Genomic DNA, 6,196 nt, shown 5'->3' with positions numbered 1-6,196 from the left:
CCTTATTTTTATAATTAATATCAGCATATTGACTCATTAATAGGAAATTTAAATATTATGAAAATCAGCGCTCGTAATTCACTGGTTGGTAAAATCACCTCAATCGAAGAGGGTTCTGTAAACAATGAGGTGGTCATTGAACTTGCACCTGGAGTTGAGATCACATCAGTAGTCACTAAAAAATCTTGTCAGCAACTTGGCTTAACCGTGGGTGGCAATGCTTACGCTATTATTAAAGCCAGTAATGTTATGGTTGCTGTTGATTAATACCCTTTAGCATTTGGCTGTTACAGGTTTATTTAAAGTACATAAAAGTACCTATTCGCCCGCTTTAGCCAGCGCTATATGAGCGAAATGAACTTCCTTTTATTTCGCTCATATATCTATAAACATCAGCATCGGCAAACCACTCCAATGAGCAATTTTTCAGTTTTAGAATAAATAGCACACACCATAAAACATACTATGTAATCTGCTTTGATTGAGTCTAGCGGCAATTATTTATCTTAAACAGAGCCAGATACAGTCACTAAAGTGACTTTTTATTCCTCAAAACTCAGATTCTCCACCTGCAAATTCACAACATAAGCAGTGCAATTAAGCTAACAAAACCACCTTTACAATTAACATCAAGGGTTTAGCTTTTAATAACTTGTTAAATCAGCTCAACAAATGAACGACACTTGGCCTTTTAAGGCAATCCCCATGATATTTACCGCTAAGTTCCTCTATAATCAATATAACTAATAAATTAAAGCAAAATATTTATGCATATCTAATTGTGATATCTAATCACATTGTGTAACTCATTCAGTGCAAAACAAAAGGAGTTCCATGAATACTGTTTATTCTATTGGAGAGCTTGAATCTTTCCTCGTGGCAATTTTGGTACTATTCATTGGCCATACAATTAATCGACACGTACCTTCTTTCAGAAAATATAATATCCCAGAACCCATCGTGGGTGGACTTATCGTTGCAGGCGTAATCACCATATTACACTTCAACAAAATCAGTTTAGAATTTACTCTTTCAATGCAAAATACCTTGATGCTGATGTTTTTCAGTACCGTGGGGTTAGCGGCAAGTTATAAGCTATTAATGAAAGGCGGTACTAAGGTCATTGTCTTTTTAGGCATTGCATCTTTATATATCATTATTCAAAATGCGGTGGGCGTTAGCTTAGCCAGCGCTTTAGGGCTAGAGCCGATAATGGGCTTAATCGCTGGTTCAATTACCTTATCAGGTGGTCACGGCACGGGTGCTGCTTGGGCGCAAACCTTCCAAGACAACTATGGTATTAATACTTTAGAGTTTGCCATGGCAGCGGCCACCTTTGGTCTAGTCATGGGCGGTATTATTGGTGGTCCAGTTGCCCAGCGCCTTATCAATAAACATAATCTTGTTTCTTCATATGGTGTGGGTGGTAATCATCACGTAGATCATCCTGACTTAGTAACCTATGACCAATTAGAAATTGATCGCGTTACCGGTAAGAAAATTTTAGAAGTGCTATTCATTCTGCTGCTATGTGTGGCAGGGGCTAAGTGGTTCGGCAAATTTGTTAGCTCCATGGATATTGCATGGTTAAAAATGCCTGACTTTGTTTATGCCTTATTCTTTGGCGTGGTCATCACCAACGCCACTGAGTTGAGTCGCGGCTACAAAATCAACAGTGAATGTGTTGATATTTTAGGTACTGTGTCCTTGTCACTGTTTTTAGCAATGGCATTGATGAACCTAAAGCTGTGGGAAATATTTGATTTAGCGGTACCGCTATTAATCATCTTAGTGTCTCAAGCGGCTATTTTAGCGGTGTTTGCCTACTTTGTTACCTTTAGATTAATGGGCTCAAACTATGACGCTGCAGTGATGGCTGGTGGTCATTGTGGTTTTGGTATGGGCGCAACCCCAACTGCGGTAATGAACATGGGCGCATTAGTTTCACGTACAGGTCCGTCGCCACAAGCCTTTATGGTAGTGCCTATTGTAGGGGCATTCTTTATTGATATTGTGAATGCCATTATCTTGCAAGGCTATTTAAGCTTTATGGGCTAGCGCTTAATACGCGAGTTTAACCGCTCGCTTTAGGGCTTAGTTAAAGCTAAACACAGATACAAAAATGCCAGTCAGTGACTGGCATTTTTGTCTTAAAGAAAACCGAATCCGCGACTAAGCCGTTGCCTCTTGGGTTTCTTTACCTGCACAGTGACCACATTGATTAATCACAAAACCAGCTTCAGTTTCAGTTAAACGACCGTTGCTAATAAACAGTTCAACTAACTGTGCGGCGCTCATATCACTGGCACGACAAGTATGAAACTCTGCATTTTCACCAAATTCTGCTGCCATCAACGCCAGCCATTGTTGTTGTGGCTGCGGGGTATTTTGATCTTTCATCAATTTGATAACGTTACGACCATGAATTGATTTTGACATTAGAATTCCTCAACAGTTAAAAAGCTATTTTACGACACAATCACTATTCCACTATTGCGTTAGCTCATGGTTTAACAAAAATTAACCTACTGAATTATCATCTAGACGCTGATTGGCTATAGTGAGCCGCCCACGAGGCTGTTAAAGTAGTAACTAAGCAGCAATCTAATCAAGAAGTAGAGCAACATGGCAAAAAGTATCTCTCAAGAAACCCAAGCTGAAGCAATGAAAATGGCTAAGGCTACTCAAAAACCTTCACAAACCAAAGAACAGACCAAACTCATCGCTCAAGGTATTGAGAAAGGTATAGCTGAATATAAGAAGTTGCAGAAAGCCAAAGCTCGTGGGGCTGATAAACAGCGGAAACAGAATCTTAAAGCTAAAAACCAGCTCAACCATGATGTAGTTGAACAGCAGCAGCCGCCACAGTCTCAGAAGTCATATTTACCCTGGGTGTTGCTTATCGCCAGTTGGGTCGGATTTATTGCATCTCATGTCCTGCAAGCAAACTGATCATTCTTAGCTAAGGGGATAAGGCGCCCCATTTATTATTTTTGCCACAAAGCAAAACAGTCAGCATAGCTGACTGTTCTTAAATTAAATCTTGCTGCAAATTAGCTTACATTTTTAAGCTGACATCTGAAGTGATTTTAGTCGAGCACGCTAATACATACCCTGCGGCAATTTCTTCAGCTGTTAATGTCATGGTACTGCTAGATTCAGTAGTCCCTGAGGTCACCTGGCACTTACAGGCGCCGCACACACCACTTCGGCACGCTGCGATTATCGGTAGCCCTTCAGACTCTATGCCATCAAGTAAGGTTTGCTCAGCCGATAATGCAACTTTTTTATCCTTGATTGAAAGCATGAAGTTGCTAGTTGTAGCCGCAGTATTTGTGCTGCTTGGGGGTGATTTAACCGCGCCAGTAAAGCTTTCTTGATGGAAGTTTTTCATCTCGAAACCACTGGTTTCAATCCAGGATTTAACTGACACCATGTAAGGCTCTGGGCCACACACAAAAATGGTGCGAGTCATAAAATCAGGCACTAATGCTTGCAGCTTTTCAATATCGATACGGCCTAACATACGGCTGTCGTTGCCAGTATGATTAACGCCTTCAACAAGCTCATCTGCATTTTCAAGCAGGTAACTTAATTGAAATTGAGCACTGCGATAAGCCATCGCACCTAAGCTATCAGCAAAGATAATATCTTCATCTGTTCGAGCGCTGTGCACAAAGGCAATATCACTGCCTACTTTGGTATCGAGCAGCCAACGTGACATTGAATACATTGGGGTAATGCCACTGCCAGCACTTAAAAATAAATACTTTTCAGCCGCTATATCCACTAAGTTAAAGGCGCCATCTGGGCCGACTAAGGTGATGATATCGCCTTGATTAACCTTATCAGCTAAAAAGTTTGACACTTTGCCACCAGCAATGCGCTTCACCGTGACCACAATTGAATAAGGTCTAGATGGAGACGATGACATGGTATAACTGCGATAAACTATTTCGCCTTCAATCTCTAATTTGAAGGTAATAAATTGCCCCGGTTTGTAGTTAAACTTAACAGGGGTTAAACCTTGAAAACGAAAGCTCACTACATCATGGGTTTCATGCCATTTTTCAGTACAGCGCAATTGCACTTCACCACGTTGCCACTCATCAGCATTTAATAATAACTGATTTGCATTGATGGATTTTTTTGCTTCAGCAGTAGTTGTAACCTCAGCCGTTTTCTTTGCTGTGGCAGCCAATGCACCCGATATTGAAAAACTCGGCGCAGCGCTGACCTTAGCAACTGACTTTTTGTTGTCATCTTTTGTTGATTGGGCGGCTGATAACGCTGCTGAAAATGAAAATCCTGATGAACTCATATTGCACCTGTATGGGAAACCATGTGTTAGAAGTAGAAAGTAAAAAACAGACAATAAAAAGGTGATATAAGCGCTAAGCCTATATCACCCAATAACCACTATTTAAGCCGCATTAATCATCGCTTTAAGATCTGACTCAACATCAGTGGTGTTACGTAAACCAAATTGGTCTTCTAACACTTTTGCTAAGTTTTCAGTCAAAAACGCTGGCGGAGTTGGGCCTGTACGAATGTTTTTAACGCCCAGTGATAATAGTGTCAGTAACACCACAATCGCTTTTTGCTCAAACCAAGACAGTACCAAGCTTAAAGGCAGTTCATTGATATCACAGTCAAAAATATCTTTTAATGCTAAGGCTAACTGTATAGCAGAGTAAGCATCGTTACATTGACCCACATCTAATAAACGTGGAATACCATTAATATCGCCAAACTCAAGTTTGTTGAACTTGTACTTACCACACCCTAAGGTCAGGATAATGGTGTCATCAGGCACTGATTTAGCTAAGTCAGTAAAGTAGCTACGTTCAGATTTATCGCCGTCACAACCACCGATTAAGAAAAAGTGCTTAATAGACCCATTTTTCACGTTCTCAACTACTGTTGGTGCCGCTTCCATTAAGGCATTACGTGCAAAACCAATCGTAATCGCATGTGGGATTTCATCGTAGCTAAAACCTTCAAGCTCAAGGGCTTTGTCAATCACAGTGCTAAAGTCTTCACCTTCGATGTGAGCAACACCAGGCCAGCCAACAATACTACGGGTGAATATACGATCTGAATAATCGCCCACATTAGGGTCAATAATACAGTTTGAGGTCATCACAACAGCGCCTGGGAAAGTGCCAAATTCACGCTGTTGGTTCTGCCATGCGCTGCCGTAGTTACCCACTAAGTGTGGGAACTTTTTAAATGCAGGATAAGCTAATGCCGGTAACATTTCGCCATGGGTATAGACGTTAATGCCCTTACCTTGAGTTTGCTCTAAGATAAGTTCTAAATCTTTCATGTCATGACCTGACACTAAAATCGCCTTACCTTTAAATGATTTGGTGTTTACTTCAGTTGGCTCAGGGTGGCCAAATGCCGTCGTTTCACCCGCATCTAACATCGCCATTACGCGATAGTTTAATTGACCGATTTCCATTGCGGTAGCAAATAGCTTGTCGCCATCAACTGAGTCTTCGCCAAGGAATGACATGATTTGGTGAAATTCACCGGCCACATCGGCATCAGTTTGCTCAAGTACACGTGCATGCTCCATGTAAGCTGCTGCGCCTTTAAGGCCATATAAGCAAAGTAAACGTAAGCCCATGATGTCTTCATTAACATCGTCACCACGGTTTGGCAGTGCAACTGGAGCTTGTAGTAGCATTTCAGGCTGAGAAGCCGCTAAGTTAAATTCAGCTTGAGCTATCACTTCTTCAGCAGCAACGCCTTTTTCAGCGCAGGCTTGTTCGTATGCCGCTTTTAACTTGTTACGGTAAGTTTGCGCTTGATGTGCGTAATCAGCTAAACGTCCATCATCAAAGTTCACATTAGTTAATGTGGCAAAAAATGCCTTAGGAACAAAGGTATCAATCTCGGCATCGATGATATCGAACTGACGCGCCTTAACCGCATAAGCAGAAACGCCCTGCAACATGTAGATTAATAAATCTTGTAGATCTGACGTAGATGCTAACTTACCGCACATACCTTGAGAATAACTACAACCGTTGCCTGCTGGGGTTCTAACTGTTTGTTCGCATTGAATACAAAACATCACTTTGCTCCTGAATTTAATCATGCATAATATTTACATGTTTAGATGCAGTGTACTTAGATCAGCAAAAATCTAAACTGATTTTTACAATATTTAATCGATTTTATGATC

General features: G+C 41.0%; 6 protein-coding genes. 3 read left to right on the top strand and 3 right to left on the bottom strand.

All coding sequences use genetic code 11. The features are described 5' to 3' along the window. The first annotated feature begins 57 nt into the window (after window positions 1-57). Together BCU91_RS00820 and gltS are read left to right on the top strand one after the other, a co-directional pair. The gene (locus BCU91_RS00820; protein WP_076538818.1) at window positions 58-267 is read left to right on the top strand and encodes a molybdopterin-binding protein; all 210 of its coding nucleotides are present in this window, start codon (window positions 58-60) and stop codon (window positions 265-267) included. Between the two features lie 567 nt (window positions 268-834). Beyond that, a complete protein-coding gene (gene gltS / locus BCU91_RS00815) occupies window positions 835-2,058 on the top strand; it encodes a sodium/glutamate symporter (RefSeq protein ID WP_076538815.1) in 1,224 nt (407 codons plus the stop codon). A gap of 114 nt (window positions 2,059-2,172) precedes the next feature. Here the strand turns inward: gltS and BCU91_RS00810 are convergent, their stop codons facing one another. Further along, window positions 2,173-2,439, bottom strand: a complete 267-nt coding sequence (locus BCU91_RS00810; RefSeq protein ID WP_102437627.1) for a YecH family protein — start codon at window positions 2,437-2,439, stop codon at window positions 2,173-2,175. Window positions 2,440-2,625: 186 nt separating this feature from the next. Between BCU91_RS00810 and BCU91_RS00805 the strand changes: the two genes are divergently transcribed. Then, the gene (locus BCU91_RS00805; protein WP_102437626.1) at window positions 2,626-2,952 is read left to right on the top strand and encodes a DUF2956 domain-containing protein; all 327 of its coding nucleotides are present in this window, start codon (window positions 2,626-2,628) and stop codon (window positions 2,950-2,952) included. 106 nt (window positions 2,953-3,058) lie between these two features. On the opposite strand, the gene BCU91_RS00800 is transcribed toward BCU91_RS00805, so the two are convergent. After that, window positions 3,059-4,321, bottom strand: a complete 1,263-nt coding sequence (locus BCU91_RS00800; protein WP_102530694.1) for a hybrid-cluster NAD(P)-dependent oxidoreductase — start codon at window positions 4,319-4,321, stop codon at window positions 3,059-3,061. Between the two features lie 102 nt (window positions 4,322-4,423). Next, entirely contained in the window at window positions 4,424-6,085 is a 1,662-nt protein-coding gene (hcp, locus tag BCU91_RS00795) for a hydroxylamine reductase (RefSeq protein WP_102530693.1), read from the bottom strand. Between the last annotated feature and the right edge of the window lie 111 nt (window positions 6,086-6,196).

The sequence above is a fragment of the Shewanella sp. 10N.286.52.B9 genome, from assembly GCF_002873635.1.
GTDB lineage: Bacteria > Pseudomonadota > Gammaproteobacteria > Enterobacterales > Shewanellaceae > Shewanella.
Note: the sequence above shows the minus strand (reverse complement) of the source record. Positions and strands in the feature narration are given on the sequence as shown.